Origin of the sequence: Colwellia sp. MB3u-41 (assembly GCF_014076845.1) — a bacterium.
Classification (GTDB): domain Bacteria; phylum Pseudomonadota; class Gammaproteobacteria; order Enterobacterales; family Alteromonadaceae; genus Colwellia_A.
The window spans coordinates 321,413-337,141 of the sequence record NZ_JACGUT010000079.1; the positions used below are offsets into that span (position 1 = coordinate 321,413).

At 37.0% G+C, this 15,729-nt stretch carries 15 protein-coding genes; 8 read left to right on the forward strand and 7 right to left on the reverse strand.

The window, feature by feature from the left end; genetic code table 11:
• Positions 1-40: 40 nt before the first annotated feature.
• Positions 41-1,564 carry a YifB family Mg chelatase-like AAA ATPase gene (locus H4J73_RS12650; protein ID WP_182182347.1) on the forward strand — a complete coding sequence of 508 codons (1,524 nt, stop codon included), beginning with the start codon at positions 41-43 and terminating at the stop codon, positions 1,562-1,564.
• A gap of 399 nt (positions 1,565-1,963) precedes the next feature.
• Here the strand turns inward: H4J73_RS12650 and H4J73_RS12655 are convergent, their stop codons facing one another.
• Both H4J73_RS12655 and H4J73_RS12660 read right to left on the reverse strand, forming a co-directional pair.
• Positions 1,964-2,161: a hypothetical protein gene (locus H4J73_RS12655; RefSeq protein ID WP_182182348.1), complete on the reverse strand. Its 198-nt coding sequence runs from the start codon at positions 2,159-2,161 to the stop codon at positions 1,964-1,966.
• On the reverse strand, positions 2,152-2,379 hold the full coding sequence (locus tag H4J73_RS12660) for a hypothetical protein (RefSeq protein WP_182182349.1): 228 nt from the start codon (positions 2,377-2,379) through the stop codon (positions 2,152-2,154). The genes H4J73_RS12655 and H4J73_RS12660 overlap by 10 nt, the downstream gene beginning before the upstream one ends.
• Positions 2,380-2,719: 340 nt before the next feature.
• On the opposite strand from H4J73_RS12660, the gene H4J73_RS12665 reads away from it, so the two are divergent.
• Positions 2,720-3,595, forward strand: coding sequence for a hypothetical protein (locus H4J73_RS12665; RefSeq protein WP_182178586.1), 876 nt, complete (start codon positions 2,720-2,722; stop codon positions 3,593-3,595).
• 673 nt (positions 3,596-4,268) lie between these two features.
• Here H4J73_RS12665 and ilvY read toward each other — a convergent pair.
• Positions 4,269-5,150, reverse strand: coding sequence for an HTH-type transcriptional activator IlvY (ilvY, locus tag H4J73_RS12670; RefSeq protein WP_182178588.1), 882 nt, complete (start codon positions 5,148-5,150; stop codon positions 4,269-4,271).
• Between the two features lie 203 nt (positions 5,151-5,353).
• Between ilvY and ilvC the strand changes: the two genes are divergently transcribed.
• Positions 5,354-6,838, forward strand: coding sequence for a ketol-acid reductoisomerase (gene ilvC, locus H4J73_RS12675; RefSeq protein WP_182223249.1), 1,485 nt, complete (start codon positions 5,354-5,356; stop codon positions 6,836-6,838).
• 125 nt (positions 6,839-6,963) lie between these two features.
• On the forward strand, positions 6,964-7,281 hold the full coding sequence (locus tag H4J73_RS12680; RefSeq protein WP_182178592.1) for a pyrimidine/purine nucleoside phosphorylase: 318 nt from the start codon (positions 6,964-6,966) through the stop codon (positions 7,279-7,281).
• 116 nt (positions 7,282-7,397) lie between these two features.
• On the opposite strand, the gene H4J73_RS12685 is transcribed toward H4J73_RS12680, so the two are convergent.
• Positions 7,398-7,856, reverse strand: a complete 459-nt coding sequence (locus tag H4J73_RS12685) for a hypothetical protein (protein WP_182178594.1) — start codon at positions 7,854-7,856, stop codon at positions 7,398-7,400.
• 204 nt (positions 7,857-8,060) lie between these two features.
• On the opposite strand from H4J73_RS12685, the gene H4J73_RS12690 reads away from it, so the two are divergent.
• Positions 8,061-8,456 carry a Fis family transcriptional regulator gene (locus H4J73_RS12690; RefSeq protein WP_182178595.1) on the forward strand — a complete coding sequence of 132 codons (396 nt, stop codon included), beginning with the start codon at positions 8,061-8,063 and terminating at the stop codon, positions 8,454-8,456.
• Between the two features lie 104 nt (positions 8,457-8,560).
• Here H4J73_RS12690 and proB read toward each other — a convergent pair whose 3' ends face one another.
• The gene (gene proB / locus H4J73_RS12695) at positions 8,561-9,658 is read right to left on the reverse strand and encodes a glutamate 5-kinase (RefSeq protein WP_182178597.1); all 1,098 of its coding nucleotides are present in this window, start codon (positions 9,656-9,658) and stop codon (positions 8,561-8,563) included.
• Between the two features lie 420 nt (positions 9,659-10,078).
• Between proB and H4J73_RS12700 the strand changes: the two genes are divergently transcribed.
• Together H4J73_RS12700 and H4J73_RS12705 are read left to right on the forward strand one after the other, a co-directional pair.
• Complete coding sequence (locus tag H4J73_RS12700) at positions 10,079-10,981, forward strand: acyltransferase (RefSeq protein ID WP_182178599.1); 903 nt, start codon at positions 10,079-10,081, stop codon at positions 10,979-10,981.
• Between the two features lie 26 nt (positions 10,982-11,007).
• On the forward strand, positions 11,008-12,252 hold the full coding sequence (locus H4J73_RS12705) for a mechanosensitive ion channel family protein (protein ID WP_182178601.1): 1,245 nt from the start codon (positions 11,008-11,010) through the stop codon (positions 12,250-12,252).
• Between the two features lie 2 nt (positions 12,253-12,254).
• On the opposite strand, the gene tesB is transcribed toward H4J73_RS12705, so the two are convergent.
• Positions 12,255-13,112, reverse strand: coding sequence for an acyl-CoA thioesterase II (gene tesB, locus H4J73_RS12710; RefSeq protein WP_182178603.1), 858 nt, complete (start codon positions 13,110-13,112; stop codon positions 12,255-12,257).
• Between the two features lie 151 nt (positions 13,113-13,263).
• On the opposite strand from tesB, the gene H4J73_RS12715 reads away from it, so the two are divergent.
• On the forward strand, positions 13,264-13,518 hold the full coding sequence (locus tag H4J73_RS12715) for a hypothetical protein (RefSeq protein ID WP_182178605.1): 255 nt from the start codon (positions 13,264-13,266) through the stop codon (positions 13,516-13,518).
• Positions 13,519-13,845: 327 nt separating this feature from the next.
• Here the strand turns inward: H4J73_RS12715 and H4J73_RS12720 are convergent, their stop codons facing one another.
• Positions 13,846-15,678, reverse strand: coding sequence for a lipopolysaccharide assembly protein LapB (locus H4J73_RS12720; protein ID WP_182223250.1), 1,833 nt, complete (start codon positions 15,676-15,678; stop codon positions 13,846-13,848).
• Positions 15,679-15,729 lie beyond the last annotated feature (51 nt).

Here is a 15,729-nt window from a genome sequence, read left to right on the forward strand (position 1 = left end):
CTAAACTAACGTTATAGGATTGTTAATAAAATGGAATTTTATGAGTCTCGCTTGTATTTACAGTAGAGCCCGAGTTGGCCTTGAATCTCCCCTTGTTAGCGTTGAAGTACATTTAGCGAATGGACTGCCTGCTTTTAATATTGTTGGTTTACCAGAAACTTCAGTACGTGAATCAAAAGATCGCGTTCGCAGTGCAATCATCAATTGTGGTTATGAGTTTCCAGCGAAGCGTATTACCATAAACCTTGCGCCAGCTGACTTACCAAAAGAAGGTGGCCGCTTCGACTTACCCATTGCCCTAGGTATTTTAGTCGCTAGTGATCAATTACCTAAGGCAAATTTAAACCAATATGAATTTGCTGGTGAACTTGCACTTTCTGGTGAGCTACGCGAAATTTTGGGTGAAATTCCTATGGCAATGGCTTGTGCTGAAAGTAAAAGAACCTTAGTTATTCCTAAGCAAAATGCTGAACAAGCCAGCTGGGTTAAACAAGCCAATATTTTATCTATAGAGCATTTAAACCAGTTATATCCACACTTTTTAAAGCAAAGCCCTCTACCTTTGGTTACCACAAAAGAAGTCGAACATTATCATCTGCCAACCAGTAAAGACATTGCTGATGTTATTGGACAGCCTTTAGCAAAAAGAGCCTTAGAAATTGCTGCTTGTGGTGCCCACAATCTTCTGTTTATTGGTCCACCCGGTACAGGAAAAACCATGCTAGCGTGTCGTCTACCTGGAATTTTACCCCCCATGAGTGAAAGTGAAGCATTAGAAGCCGCTGCTATTGCCTCCATTAGCCATCAAAAAATAAACCATAAATCTTGGTTAACTCGACCTTTTCGTGCCCCACACCATACCGCATCGTCAGCAGCACTTGTTGGCGGAGGCAGTCAACCGCAGGCAGGAGAGATTTCTTTAGCACATAACGGCGTTTTATTTCTTGATGAGTTACCAGAGTTTGAACGTAAAGTGCTCGATGTTTTACGTGAACCGATGGAGTCAGGCGAGGTCACTATTTCACGTGCGATGTACAAGCAAACTTTTCCAGCCAAGTTTCAGTTAGTGGCCGCGATGAATCCTAGCCCTACCGGATTTTACAATGATAATCGTAGTACTCCCGAGCAAGTTTTACGTTATTTAAATCGTTTATCCGGCCCTTTTCTTGACCGCATTGATATTCAAATTGAAGTCACCCGTTTACCAAAAGGTATGTGGGCAAAAAATGACCATCACAATGAAAGTTCTGCACAAATTCAAGAAAGGGTTGCGCTCTGCAGAGAATTACAATTACACCGACAGGGAAAAGCGAATGCTCATTTAAGCAGTGCTGAAACACGTGTATTTTGTAAACTTAGTGCTATTGAACATGAACTCTTAGAGCTCGCCGTTGAAAAACTAGGTTTGTCTACCCGCGCCCACCACAAAATATTGAAGATAGCGCGCACCTTGGCAGACATGAATGGCATTGAGGATATACAGCATGAACATATCATCGAAGCTTTGTCTTATCGAGCCATGGACCGACTGCTGAGGCACTTAACCGATGCTGTTTCTCTTTAATCAAACATTACACTCAATAATTTTCAAGCACTCTTCTGATAATTACTCAGCAATAGACCGACTACTGAGACAACTTCCGATACTGATGCGACTTGTCTTTAACTAAACATTACACTCAATAATTTTCAAGCACTCTTCTGATAATTACTCAGTGATAGAGCGACTACTGAGACAACTTTCAATACCGATGCTATTTCTCTTTAACTAAACATTACACTCAATAATTTTCAAGCATTCTTCTGATAATTACTCAGTGATGGAGCAACTACTGAGACAACTTTCAATACCGATACTGTTTCTCTTTAACCAAACATCCACTCAATAATATTCAAGCATTGTTCTGATAATTACTCAGCAATGGACCGACTACTGATACAACTTTTGATACTGATGCTACCGTTATTTAATCGCTTCAAAAAAGGCTTTCACTAAGGTTTTTTCTCTACTTTGGTTTAAACAACAAATCACCAAATCAAAAGGCGCTATGTCACCAATGTCTTTTAAATATTGAACACGATCTTTTACAGAGCTATTCGCAACAACCACTTTAAGGGCAATACCCATCCCACAGCCTAAAGCAACCATACTCACCAACACATCATGCCCTGAAACTGTGGCATAAATGTTTGATTTTCCTTATTGCTTTTTTCGATACCAATATTCCAAGCGCGTACGTGCTGCATCGAGTTCGGGTAAATGATTGGAATTTTAGACCAAACAATAATGTCTTCTTGAAGTTGTTGATGAACCCTACAGGCCATGTTTGGCGCTATCGCAGCTAAAGGTACATTAGCAATGTACTGAAAATAAAACATACATGACAGACTTTATGGTTTTATACCCATGACAAAATCAACTGCTTGCTGTTGAACTTGATCAAAAGCATGAGCCGCATTCCCAGTTATTAATACTATTTCAACTAAAGGATGTTGATTTCGAAAACTTTACAACAATGAGGCAAATGGCTGTAAGCCGCTGTAACAGAGCAATAGAGCAATAGAGCAATAAATGTAAAGTTTACCTTGTAATTCCGCTCACCGCTAACTTATTTAACAAAAAATATACATCTCATTGACAAGATTTAAAAAGTCTACCAGAATGATTCGTGTTCAAAAAAGCACTAAAGTTAATCAATACATACTAAGGAAATAATAAATGTATAAAAAAGCACTAACCGTATTAACATCCGCGCTTGTCATATCAAGTTCACTATCTTTTGAGGTCAAAGCAATCGACAACAGTTTTGAACCACCAACAAGCTGTTCCTATGGAAGAGACAGAACAAGTTGGACTCTCGGAGAAACTCGTGTTGAATTTGATTTCAGGTACAACGAAAGTGACGAGCAAGAGCAAGATAGAGAAGCCGAAGAAAAAGAGGAGCTATTGAGGAAAATAGTGAAGATACTCGAAGTTTCTATCGACTCACTAGACTACATAAGAATTGAATCACCTAACTATGTTCTCCAAGGACGCGAGTTCAGGGCTAAGGGCAACCTTTTTGACAGATTTGCATACACTAGATTTCACAATTCGGAGGAAGGATATGTAGGCAAAGATAAATCAAACTGGGACGGTAATTCATATTTAAATATGAAATTCACCGACACGCACGGCTTGGGGGTAGTTTGGATCACTCGGGGAGATCAGTCGGAATGCTCTATGGAGCCAGTTTACGTTCAAAAAGTACCTACAATTAGAACAGCTAGCGCAGATGCGGGATATGGGCGTATAGACGTTGATTTATCTTACTTTGTAGATCACTACTCAAAAGCAAGTATAGAGTCAAATACTGACGTGAGAATTATGGTTACTACAAGGAGCGATGGATTTGGCACAACTGAATCTAAATCTTTTGATTTTTCACAACTTGATGGAAATGCTTCAGTATCTGTTTATCCCTCAACTGGCGGTGGCCCATACTCGGTCAGAGTTCAAGTATTTGATGGTACTTACGCAAAAAGTGAACAATTGGGTTCAGTGTTTGTGCCCGGTAAATCGACGCCGCCTTGTCCAAACTGTAACTTATTGTAAAAACTTAGTTCTATAAATATTAATATAATGGAGTCAGAGTACACTATCACTTAAAAAGTACTCTGACCCTTTTCTATTATGCCACAAAGGCAATATCATCACGCTTTGTATGGACAACCGACAATATTGGCTTGCACCATAAAACGGGCTGTTTTATGAAGTCCTATTACATGACCAAGCCGATTGAGTTCAGCTTATATCCAACGCTTTCCATAACTATTACGAAATTTATATGAGATGCTTGTAATCATCGTGAGCAAATTTATATCGGTTAAATTTGGTGGAACTAACTTCGAGTAATAACTACTCACACTCAAGTTAAAAGCTTCACATAACTCGGTCACACTATATTTTATATGTACTTTCTTTATATCTTTTATTAATTCACGTTTTGATTGTCGCGAATGAAGAAAGCGGTGGCCTTTTTTAATATTTCGTTATCCCTTTGTGCTCGTTTTAGTTGTTTTTCCAGGGATTGAATACGTTGCTGATCTGGTGTTAATGCCACTATATCTTCAGGCGTATGACCTGACTATTCTAATTATATTTCTTCTTCAACCATTAATTTTACATATTCAAGTTTCTGCGAAGGACTGATTGTTATTTTTTGCTTACTAGTCATTTTGATACCTTAAGTTTTACTTATTTTAAGCTATCAACCTATACAGTTTCATTAGACCATTACAGCTTCAAAAAAGGCTTTCACTAAGGTTTGTTCTCGACTTTGATTTAAACAACAAATGCCTAGGTCGAACGGTTCAATCTCACCCACATTTTGTAAATATTGCACCCGATCTTTTACTGGGCTATTTTCAACCACAACTTTTGGTGCCATGCCGACACCACAACCTAAAGCAACCATGCTAACAAGCGCTTCATGACCTGAAACGGTTGCATAAATATTGGGTTTACCTTGTTGTTTTTTCCGATACCAAAGCTCAAAACGCTTACGCGCTGCTCCATGTTCAGCTAAAATGATCGGTACTTCTGACCAAGTGATAGTCTCATCTTGTAATTGTTGTTGAACCCGACAAGCCATTGTTGGTGCAATAACAGCGAGTGGTACATTAGCAATATGCTGAAAATAAAACATTCTTGATAAAACCTCTGGTTTGACCCCAAAAGCAAAATCAACTGCTTGTTGCTGTACTTGGTCAAAGGCATCAGCCGCATCACCAGTCGTTAATACTATTTCAACTAACGGATGCTGCTGACGAAAACGCTCCAGTAAAGGCGGTAAATGGCTATAAGCCGCGGTAACAGAACAATAGATATGGAGTTTGCCCTGTAATTCAGCCTGCTTTTGATCAAGCGATAATTGCAATAGTTGCCATTGTTCAAGTTGCTGTTCAGCATATTTATGAAACAATACACCCGCCTCTGTTAGTGCTACAGAGCGATTATCACGATGTAACAGCAAACAACCCAACTGATCTTCGAACCTCTGAATAATTCGACTTAACGTAGAAGTACTGACATGGTGCGCTTCAGCGGTTTTCCCAAAGTGGAGGCTATGGGTTAAATGCACAAACATTTTTAACGATTTAAGATCCATTATTTACTCTTATTATTCAATAGCGACTTATTTTCCCAACCAATTATTGCAATTTACGCAACACAACCTTGCGAATATATCATTTTAAGCAACATTAATCTTGCGCTATGATGATTCCATTGTCGAAATAATCGATAACCCTATTTAATTTATCACATCGCCAGCATAACGCTGAGTCGATTTGAGACAGAGAGGACAACCCTATGAGCAATTATTTTAACACTTTAAGTTTACGCGAAAAATTAGGCCAATTAGGCAAATGTCGTTTTATGCAGCGTGAAGAATTCAGCGATGGCTGTAATTTTATTAAAGACTGGAATATTGTCATTGTCGGTTGTGGTGCTCAAGGGTTAAACCAAGGGTTAAATATGCGTGATTCAGGGTTAAATATCTCTTACGCATTACGTGAAGCCGCTATTTCGTCAAAACGTCAATCTTGGCAGTGGGCGACCGAAAACGGCTTTACCGTGGGTACTTACGCTGAATTGATTCCACAAGCTGATTTAGTCTTGAATTTAACACCTGATAAACAACATACTTCTGCTGTTACAGCTGTTATGCCACACATGAAGCAAGGTTCAACTTTAGCTTACTCTCATGGTTTCAACATTGTTGAAGAAGGTATGCAAATTCGTTCAGACATTACTGTAGTCATGGTTGCACCTAAATGTCCCGGTACTGAAGTACGTGAAGAATACAAACGTGGTTTTGGTGTGCCTACTTTGATTGCGGTTCATCCTGAAAACGACCCCCAAGGTAACGGTCTAGCGATTGCTAAGGCTTATGCATCAGCTACTGGTGGCGATCGTGCCGGTGTACTTGAGTCGTCATTTATTGCTGAAGTTAAGTCTGATTTAATGGGTGAACAAACAATTTTATGTGGCATGTTACAAACGGCAGCGGTACTTGGTCATAAGCAGTTAGTTGCCCAAGGTATAGATGCTGCATATGCACGTAAGTTATTACAATACGGCATTGAAACAACGACTGAAGGTTTAAAGCATGGCGGCATCACCAATATGATGGACCGCTTATCAAACCCAGCAAAAATAAAAGCGTTTGATATGTCCGAAGAGTTAAAAGTCATCTTGCGTCCGTTATTTGAAAAACATATGGACGACATTATTGAAGGTCGCTTCTCTACCACTATGATGGAAGATTGGGCGAACGATGATGAAAATTTATTAAAATGGCGTGAAGAAACCGCAGAGTCATCTTTTGAAAAATCAGCTGATTGCGACATTGAAATTACCGAACAAGAATACTACGACAAAGGCATATTTGTGGTTGCTATGGTAAAAGCCGGTGTTGAACTAGCCTTTGAAGCGATGGTTGCTGCGGGTATCATTGCGGAGTCAGCGTATTACGAGTCATTACACGAAACACCGTTAATTGCTAACTGTATTGCCCGTAACAAATTGTACGAAATGAACGTAGTTATTTCAGATACCGCTGAATACGGTAATTACTTATTTACCCATGCTGCACAACCTTTACTTAGGGATTTCGCCAGCAAATTGTCACTTGAAGAATTGGGTGAAGGCTTAAAAGAAACCTCAAATGGCGTTGATAACGTGCGCTTAATTGAAGTTAACGAAGCGATTCGCAGCCATGTTGTTGAAAGCGTAGGTAAAAAATTACGTGGTTATATGACAGATATGAAGCGCATTGTAGAATCAAATCAATAAGTAAGATAATAATAGCTTTGTAGTACACTAAAGGTAAACACTTAGGCCAGATAATCTGTTGATATTATCTGGCCGATAAGTGCTAAGCTGCAACGCTTTATTTTATACTAAAGAGGAAAATCATCATGACAGAATTAAAGAATGTGACACTCACCAAGGCCGCTAATGTTTATTTTGACGGCAATGTAACCAGCAGAAAAGTAACGCTCGAAGATGGCTCAGTGGTAACCTTAGGCATTATGATGCCCGGTGAGTATACCTTTGCTACCGCAGAAAAAGAATTAATGGAAATTATCGCTGGCGAAGTTGAAATATTATTGCCTAATAAAACCCAGTGGCAAAGTATTTCTGCAGGTGGGCATTTTTATGTTGACGCTGATGCTAAATTTGACATTAAAGTAAAAAGTTTAGCTGATTACTGCTGTTCTTATATCGCACAATAAATACATTTCAGCACTCTTTGCTATCCATAGCACTGTGACATACCATTCGTCCTGAATATAAAAGACATACATCGAGTATGTCTTCTTATATTATATGTGCTGTTGGTTAGGCCTCGTTAATCAGAAATGCGGGCTTTCTGTAATTTTTGTGATGCCTCTAGTGCTGATAAATCTTCTTTTTTAACAATCGTTACTTCACCAATTTTAAAATCAACATTAGGTAAGAATCGTCCTAAATAAACGGTATTCCCGGGTAAAACAACAAATTCTAGCATGTCATGCTTTGACTGTTTTTGTCCACTTACATACTTTCTCACAACACCTTTAACGGCATTACTTTCATTATTATTGGTTAAATAATGAAAACGATATGATTTCTCTATATCTGAAAACTTTTTATTTTTATAAACATTTTCCATTTTATCAGTCGAGGTCCACCTCTGTGTAGGTTGATAATACTGAGTCGATGACTCAATTGGACTGAGTTTTTTTGATAATGCTAACTGACTAACTACATCTCCTGCAAAAGCTCCCTGACTCATCGCAAGGCAAGCTAATAGAATATATTTTTTCATAAATCCCTCTATACTGTTAATTTAATGAAACATAATAAAGAAAATAGATTAAAATTTGACCTTTGTCAAAAACATAATATTGCTCGTTCACTTGTTTACAACACGTGAGAAGTATTTCTTACCATTAATAACGTTCTGATTTACTATCAATATTCACCGTTTAATGAAAAAATTACAGATAATAATCATGGCTGAAATATAAAAATGAAACTTAATAAAACCACGCAAAAGATTGACAATAATGTTTGTAAAGCACTCACCATAGCCTGCGAAGAATTCACTACTGAGGTTGACGGATTTTGTTGGTTAACACACCGCGCTAATTACACTAATTTTCCAGCGAGTTTAATCGTGACCTGTGTTTTTGATATCGATGCAGAAGTGATCACAGCCAAAGCGCAAAAAGTTGATGACCGCTTGCGAGATGTTATTCAGCAACAGCTACTCAAAGTCGGTATTGTCTTAAAGAACGTTCGTCACAATGTACATTTAGATAGTGAAGAGTCTTGCTTACGCGAACATAGCGGCCAATGGCCTGAACGGCTAAAACTGAGAGTAGATAAACAAAAACCGACAAAAAGTAGTCATTTTCGTCGATAAATGATTTATTCGTTGATACCTTATCGGGTGTTCACCCTGCTTATATTTGCCCATACCTAACATTGTAAGCGTATCGACTAAGAGCAGTAAAGGTGGTGAGCGGCTTATAAAATAACTAAATCATCACGATGAATTATCACTTTACTGGGGCAACACCCCAGTAGCGCTATTATCTCGTCACTATTACTGCCCATAATACGGAGTAAATCTTGTTTACTGTATTGGCATATACCTTTAGCAATGACTTGTTGTGTATTCGCATTGATAATATCAACGGATTCACCTGCGACAAAATTTCCAACCACCTGATTAACGCCTGACGGTAATACAGACGCCCCCTTATTAATAACCGCATTTACCGCACCAGCATCAAGCTTTACTTGCCCACTGCTTTTTAAAATGTACTTTAACCAGTGTTTGCGTGCTTTGTTTGCCGCTTGTTTAGCCTTAAAGTACGTGCCAGGATTTTCACCTTTAAGTAATTTTTCAAAGATGTCACTACGACTACCGTTTAAAATATAAGTATCGATACCATTTTCAACTGCTTTTTCAGCCGCTTGTATTTTTGTTTTCATACCACCCGTCGCAATAACATTTTGGGTTGTCCCAGCCATTGCATAAATCTCAGCAGTAATTTCGTTAATTTCAGGGATCAATTTTGCCTTGGGGTTATCACGAGGATCTTGATCATAAACACCATCGATATCACTTAAGATAAATAAGCAATCGGCCTCGCTCACTAATGCCACTAAAGCAGCTAAATTATCGTTATCCCCTACTTTTAATTCATCTGTTGCGACGGTGTCATTTTCATTAACAATAGGTATGACACCATTCTCTAATAAGATACGCAGGGTATTTTTAATATTGATGTAGCGTTGGCGGTCTTTTAAATCACCGTGCGTAATGAGTAACTGGCTACAAGGTACATCAAAAAAACGCTGCCAGTTGGCCATCATTTTCATTTGACCGACAGATGCCATCGCTTGTTTTGTGGGAATAGAGGGGATAGGAGAGCCATGCTTAATCAGCTGCCTTCCGGCAGCAACACTGCCTGATGAGACAAGAATAATTTCTTTACCTGCCTGTTGGCACTCTGTTATAAAGCGTGCAATAGCGAGTAAATACTTACCACTACAACCTTTATTCTCTGGTGAAACTAAAGCACTACCTACTTTAATTACCGCACGATTAAAATTCATTGTTTTGCCCCTAGAATCCAACCACTAGCATGCCTTGATATACGCCTAATTTGCAATCAACTTTTTGCCATAATATAGAAGAGTTTGTTCATTTCAGGCTATTGCCTTGTGATATTGAATTAATTCGCTGTTTATCTCCTTTAAAGCTTACAATATGGCGAGTTACTTATCTTGAAATAAAAAAATGGTGCTTTTTACCTCATTTTAAAATGTCACCAATATACACCTATAATGGCATTCTCTAGTGATTGAGTAGATGAGTTTCTCTTAAGTTTTACTCGTTTCAACAACTTGATGATTAATTGTTTTCAAACAGTCATTAGTCACTATTAATTTATTTCACTGTTTTTGCTGAAAATAACTTCAATTCAGCTTATGATCGGTTATATATTAAATTTTGGTTTATTGGGCAAATATTCTATGTTGAATTTTTTACCTCGACTGCTTATTCACATTCTTTCACTCACTCTTTACACCATAAATACGATTTGTTGGTTAATTCCCATTATTGTATTTTCATTTTGTAAGGCAGTTATTCCCCTAAAATTTGCTCAAAAAGCATTCAGTTATTTATTAGATCAAATGGCAAGTAATTGGGTCGCCGTAAATACGTTAATTCAAAAGCTGTTTAATAAAACAGAAATCAAGGTAACTGGTTTAGAAAAGCTCACCATGAAAGAATGGTATTTAGTGATTTGTAATCATCAAAGTTGGGTTGATATTGTTATTTTGCAGCGAATAATGCATAAAAAAATTCCTTTTTTAAAGTTTTTCTTAAAAAAAGAACTTATCTTTGTACCTTTTTTAGGTTTGGCTTGGTGGGCACTCGACTTTCCATTTATGAAACGCTATAGCCAATCATTTATTAAAAAAAATCCGCATTTAAAAGGTAAAGACGTTGAAACTACTCGTAAAGCTTGTGCTAAGTTCAAGCATAAGCCAGTAAGTATCATGAACTTTATTGAAGGGACACGCTTCACTAATGAAAAGCACGATAAGCAGAATTCTCCTTTTCAAAACTTACTAAAACCTAAAGCGGGTGGTATCGGTTTTGTGTTGGAAGCCATGGGTGGCAACCTCCATAAAATAGTTAATATTACGATTCATTACCCTGAGGGCATCCCTACATTTAGTGACTTTTTAGCGGGTAGAATTAGACAGGTCAATGTTAATGTTGAAGTTTCTAAAATTGGTGATGAACTAATTGGCGACTATGTTTGCGATCGTGCTTTTAAAATTAAATTTCAAAAGTGGGTTAATCAGCTCTGGCTTGATAAGGATAAAAAACTTATCGAGTTTAATCGCAGCAACCATTCTAAATAACATTAACCGGTAGAAAGGAAGTTAAAATGAGTGAGCACATTAATATATGGTTAAATAACCAAGGTATTGAACAAGCCTATTTAACAATGAGCACAATAATTGTTGGATGCTTGCTGATTTTTATCATATCAGCATTAGGGTATTATCTCGCCAAACATCAAGTACTTGTACTTGTGCACAAAATTGTCAGTAGAACAAAAAACACATGGGATGATCTTTTATTAGAGCATAATGTATTTTCTCGCTTCGCTTTTTTAATTCCTTTGTTATTACTACTATTTTTAACGCCTATCTTTCTTCCTAAACATGCATTGCTTGGCACCGTTGTAGTGGTTTTTGTAAAAATAGCCTTAAGCTTTCAAATTGCCCGTTCTATTAGTGCTGTTTTAAACGTCATTAGAAGCCTATATCAAAATACCGCACGTGACCGTTACTTGCCATTAAGCTCAACGATTCAAGTAATAAAATTACTTGTTTATTTAGTTGCCACTATTTTAGCCGTTTCATTTGTATTAGATAAGTCACCTCTTTATTTACTCAGTGGCTTAGGAGCATTAACGGCTGTTTTATTATTAGTGTTTCAAGACACCATTAAAGGTTTAGTCGCTAGTATTCAAATTTCAGCTAACAAAATGGTTGCTCCTGGTGATTGGATTGAAATTCCTAATTATGGGGCTGATGGCGATGTCATTGATATTGGTTTAAATACGGTTAAAGTGAAAAATTTTGATAATACGGTCACAACTGTTCCTACGTACGCCTTAATAAACGGCTCGTTTAAGAATTGGCGAGGCATGCTCAATTCAGGCGGTAGAAGAATTAAGCGTAGCATTATTATAGATATCAATAGTGTTTTGTTCTATCAAAATGAACAACTTGAAAAGCTTAAAACAATTAGTTTATTAAAAGATTATTTGCAGCAAAAGTCTGATGATATAGCGATAAGTTTAAAAACAGAAAATTTATCTGGTGATAATGTTAATAGCCGACAATTAACCAATGTTGGTACATTTCGCGCTTATATTACCGCCTACTTATCTGCACATGACAAAATACATCATGAAATGACATGTATGGTCCGACAGTTAGCGGCGACAGAGTCAGGCTTACCGCTGGAAATTTATTGTTTCAGTAATGATCAAAATTGGATAAATTATGAAGCTATACAAGCCGATATTTTTGATCATTTATTTGCCATGGCACCGATATTCAGCTTACGTGTATTTCAACATCCTACCGGTTATGACTGGCAAAAAAATAAGATCTGTTAACTCTAGCGCTGGCGAACTACACCTTCTTGCATCGTCGAGGCAACAAGCTGTCCTTGGCGATTAAATATTTGTCCTTTCACCAAACCACGCCCCCCACTTGCCGACGGACTGTCCATGACATAAAGCAACCAATCATCAAAACGAAATGGGCGATGAAACCACATGGCATGATCAATAGTGGCAATTTGTAAATTTGGCTGCCAATGACTCAAGCCGTGTGGGAATAAGGATGTAGGTAAAAAAAGGAAATCAGAAGTATAAGCCAACATATAAGTGTGGATACGTAAATCATCAGACAGTTTACCGTTTGCTTTTATCCACATTTCAGATTTCGCTTCAGTTTTTTCTGGTTTAAGCCAGTTATAAGACTTAACTGGACGCATTTCTATTGGTTTTTCAGCTAAAAATTTGCCTCTGATTTCTTCTGGTATTTTATCTTGGTTATCAAAAATAAAATCAGTATAGGAAGGTAACTCTTCAGGTGAGGGTACATCTGGCATAAGATCTTGATGTTCAATACCTTCTTCATGTTGTTGAAAAGAGGCGGTCATGTAAAAAATATCTTTACCGTTTTGAATAGCCTTAACGCGGCGGGTGCTAAAGCTTTTACCATCACGGATATTCTCTACCTCATAAACAACCGGTTTACTCGCATCACCAGGACGTAAAAAATAAGAATGAAGTGAATGGACATTACGCGCAGAATCTACTGTTTCTTGTGCGGCTGAGACGGCTTGACCCATGACTTGTCCGCCAAATAGCACTCGAAAACCTAAATCTTGACTTTGACCACGATAAATTCCTTCTTCGATCACCTCTAATTGTAGTAACGAAGATAGATCATCCAACACTTGACTCATAATATTTAGCACTCACTGATAGAAAATTTCGACTATAACATATTTGTAATTGATATCTTTAGCGGCATTTTAAAATTGTTGAAAATTCATACGCTGCAAGGTAGTATCTATTTATATTGATATAACCGTCTAAAAATACGAAGAGATTGTAATGGAAGCGTTATTAGAAAGAGAAGTGTTATTAGAGAGAAGACAATATACTCCTGAAGAAGCATCTTTATGGGACAGACTATCACTCGCACAGAAATTTGCCGCAAGTAGCATGACACAGTTTGGTTACGACTTATCTTTTATCAGAAATAGTCATAGCGGTAGTTTGGCTATATTACAATGCAATGATAAAACAGCCACAATTAATGGTGAAGGTGAAGTAAATTCAACACCAAGCATTACTATTCGTCCTTAAAAATAAGCGATCGTATTTTCGATTATTTTCAAAAGTTAGGTGTTTGAGATAAATGCCTTAATTAAAATTTTTCCTTTATATTACCAAGTAATCGGGCTTCAATTAAAGAAATAAAGCTACAAAATGATTACTTGATCACATATGCTTGATGCTCGCATCTTGTTTAGACATATAAAAGACTCATTTATTAAAGCTTTCATCGCCGCCACTTTCATAACACTTTTTAACGATAGGTTGCAGCTTATCCTTTCCTTTTAAACACTCAAAGCACTGTAATAGATAATACAAATATCATATAAAACCTATAAATATAGCAACAATATTCTCTTACGCTTTAGTGGTTTCACTTAAACGTGACAAAAAGATATAAGGATCAATATCTTGAGCTGTTGGCAAGCCGTAAGCGTAACCAATTTTCACTGAATAATCTCCCAAATTGGCGAAGAATCTCATCTTAATTGCCTCAGCTAGACCATGTAATTTAGCGGCTATTTCACTTTCTGTTTGATGGGGCCCTAAGAGTAAATATTCGCCGTCGTTAATAATGCCCGCCTCATCAAACTCACCTTTTGACTCATTAAGTAAAGTCGCTAATGTTTTCGAAACCTCAAGCATAATTTTGTCATTAAAGTGAAAGGATAACTCTTGCCAATTGATCACTGACAAATAACCAACTGCGAGTGGGTAATCATATTTTCTCGCCATCTTGTAGTTTAGCTGATAGCTTCTTTTGGTTTGAGAGGGAGTGACTAAATAAAATATTGGTTGTTCAACTTCATCATAGACCTGTTTCAAGCGTAATGTTCTTTGTCTTAACCAAAAAGAAGCAAACGTAATTAGCAAGAGTAAAACCATAAAAATTAACAGATATATTATCTCTTTTTGGGCGATATACTTGGCACTGAACTCATTGTGTAAGTTACTTTCTTCAGTCAAATTGAGAATTAATTTTAGACTTTTTTCATTGGCACTCAACATGTGAGGAGCATTAAGCACTAATGATGGCTCAGCCTTTTTTTGAAACTGTTGAAGAAGCTCAAGATAATTTTTGTGCAGTTCTAAGGCACTTTTATAATCGCCATTTTGCTGGTACATATCACTGAGTAAAAGTAACAATTTACTCTGTTTTACTGATAACTTTACATTTTTAGCCATTAATTCAGCTAATTGAAGATAATGTTGATATAAAGCATTGTTGCCTAAATAATTTGCGGTCTCAGCCAATAAAATTAGTGAAGTTAAATAAGGTTTATTTAAACTTTTTTCATTAAATGTGGTGCTTGCCGATAACAGCCAGCTGTGTGAATCTTGAAACTCTCTTTGCTTAAGTAATACCTCTGCCAAGCCTAATTCAGCATAGGCAACCAGAATTGGGGCATTTTTATTTTCACTATTTTTTTGCGCTTCCCAATATGCATTATAGGCATCATCAAGTAAATTTAACTGAAAATAAGCACGCGCTAAATGTAGGTAAGTTTGATCAATATTTGCTAGTTTATCTAAATCAAATTTTAGCGTTAATAATTTATTTTGCATAGTAAGTGAAGTTTGATAATCCCCTAAATAATAATGCGCTGTTGCCAATATTTCTAACAAGTAAAGATGATCCCTATATTGAGGATTCGCTGATATTAACACCTCTACTTGTTTAAGATCATTCGTCGCTAAATCATTTTGACTTTGCAAAGCATAGCTAACCGCTCGATAACTGAGTGCAACCAATCGATATTTCAAAACATCAGAGGACTCTGCCATTAAAATTACACGTGTTGCGAAATCTTGTGTTTGTGCATAGTTTTCCTGTAAATAATAACCATGCGCAACTTTAAGGAGTAAATTGAATTTTATCGAATTATTAAGTCCTTGCAAAGAGAGCCCGTCTTGCGCAAATTGCAAAGCATCAGCATCTTCGCCTTTATTATTAGCAACATCGGCCAGTAAAATAAAGATTTTACCACGGGTTTGCGTCGTATAATTCTCTCGGGATTCAAGAATATTGATTGATAGGGTAATTATTTCTTCATACGGAAGATTGTCAGATTCTTGTAAAAAATACCGTTCGGTATCTTTAATGTTTTGTTCAATATTGAGAGTATCACTAGCAAAGCAAAATGAATTAACCATAAAACAGCAAAGAATCACCAGCAATTTATAAAACATTATTAGCTAAAATCCTTTATTTAATTAGTAGTTATCTACTGTAAATTTATA